Raw genomic sequence first — 1738 nt, forward strand, 5'->3', positions numbered from 1 at the left:
TCGATCTGCGGGCTCGCGCCTGCTGGTCGAGCGCGCGCTTGCCGAACCGCTTGCCGAGCGGATCCAGAAAGTTTTCTCCGAGCTGAAGGCGGGTCACACCTGGAGCGCCGGCACGACGCTCGCGCCGATCATCTCGGAACCGCAGACGGCGCGCATCGAATCGATTGTCGGACGCACAGTTGCTGCGGGCGCCACGCTGCAATGCGGCGGGACACGCGAAGGCGCGTCTTATCGCCCAACCTTGCTTACGGATGTCACGTCGTCGTCGGAAGCCGTGCGCGAGGAAATCTTCGGTCCGGTGCTGACGCTGCAGACATTCGACACGGAAGCCGAAGCGCTGGAACTTGCGCAGCACCCCGAATATGGTCTCGCCGCCGGCGTGCACACGGCGGACCTTGGCCGTGCGCTGCGCTTCGTGCGAGGTCTGGAAGCGGGCACGGTGTGGGTGAACCGTTATGGCCGGAGCGCGGATTTCATGATCCCGACCGGTGGCTACAAGCGCTCGGGGATCGGCAAGGATCTCGGACGCCAGGCTTACGAAGCCAATCTGCGCTTCAAGAGCGTGCTGATCGATCTGCGCCAGTAACGCGAGACGCAAGGCCCGGTGTCCGCGGGTGAAGCCCGATGCCGAGGCAGTCTTCGAAACAACGCCGCAGACTCTGCTGTCGCAGCACCTCAAAAACGCATCTTTGTATTTTTGGCGCGCCCGAATGAAGAAACATCTATGTTTTTGCGCTGGTTAAATTCTTATCAGGGCAGCACTGGAGCGCAACGCTGGAGATGGACCGCGCGGTCCGCTGAATTCACCACTTAGTTAATTTTTACCACAGGACCATGAACATGATCGACTTCGAACCCAAATACATCACCTTCGATTGCTACGGCACCCTGACCAAGTTTCACCTGGCCGACATGACCCGTGAAATGTACGGCGACGTGCTCAAGGGCGAAGACATGGATCGCTTGATTGCGTTCTTTTCCGGGTATCGGCGGGACGAAGTGCTGGGCGCGTGGAAGCCGTATCGCGATGTGATCGTGAATGCGTTCAGACGTGCATGCGAGCGCATGAACGTGGCGTTCGACGAAGCCAAGGCTGAAGCGTTCTACACCGCCGTGCCGACCTGGGGTCCGCATCCGGATGTTCCCGAAGGCCTGTCGCGCCTCGCGAAGAAGTACAAGCTCGTCATTCTCTCGAACGCGTCGAACGACCAGATCCAGAGCAACGTCGACAAGCTCGGCGCGCCGTTTCACGCCGTGTTCACAGCCGAGCAGGCGCAGTCGTACAAGCCACGCATGCCGGGCTTCGAGTACATGTTCAAGCAGCTCGGCTGCAATCCGGAAGACGTGCTGCACGTGTCGTCGAGCCTGCGTTATGACCTGATGACCGTGCACGACATGGGCGTGAAGCACAAGGCGTTTGTGAATCGTGGCCATGAGCCGTCGACGCCTTACTACCAGTACACCGAAGTCAAGGACATTCCGGATCTCGCCACGCAACTGGGCCTGTAAAAGGTCTTGAGGATCGCATCGATGAAGCTCGACTCCTACTGGCTCGATACCTCGCCGCCGCTGCGATCGGCAAGCGCGGGTCCGCTCGACGGCCGCGTGGATGACGCCTTACTACCAGTACACCGAAGTCAAGGACATTCCGGATCTCGCCACGCAACTGGGCCTGTAAAAGGTCTTGAGGATCGCATCGATGAAGCTCGACTCCTACTGGCTCGATACCTCGCCGCCG

At 60.2% G+C, this 1738-nt stretch carries 3 protein-coding genes; all 3 read left to right on the top strand.

Translation table 11 applies throughout. The annotated features are described in order from the left end of the window. Window positions 1-586, top strand: a 586-nt coding sequence (locus ACRXB1_RS35540) for an aldehyde dehydrogenase family protein (RefSeq protein WP_449494713.1), incomplete at its 5' end; no start/stop codon positions are given. Window positions 587-840: 254 nt separating this feature from the next. Next, window positions 841-1509, top strand: coding sequence for a haloacid dehalogenase type II (locus ACRXB1_RS35545; RefSeq protein WP_075357694.1), 669 nt, complete (start codon window positions 841-843; stop codon window positions 1507-1509). Window positions 1510-1530: 21 nt separating this feature from the next. Beyond that, window positions 1531-1738: hypothetical protein (locus ACRXB1_RS35550; RefSeq protein WP_449494714.1), on the top strand; the 208-nt coding region annotated here is incomplete at its 3' end.

The organism is Caballeronia sp. M23-90, from assembly GCF_053574605.1.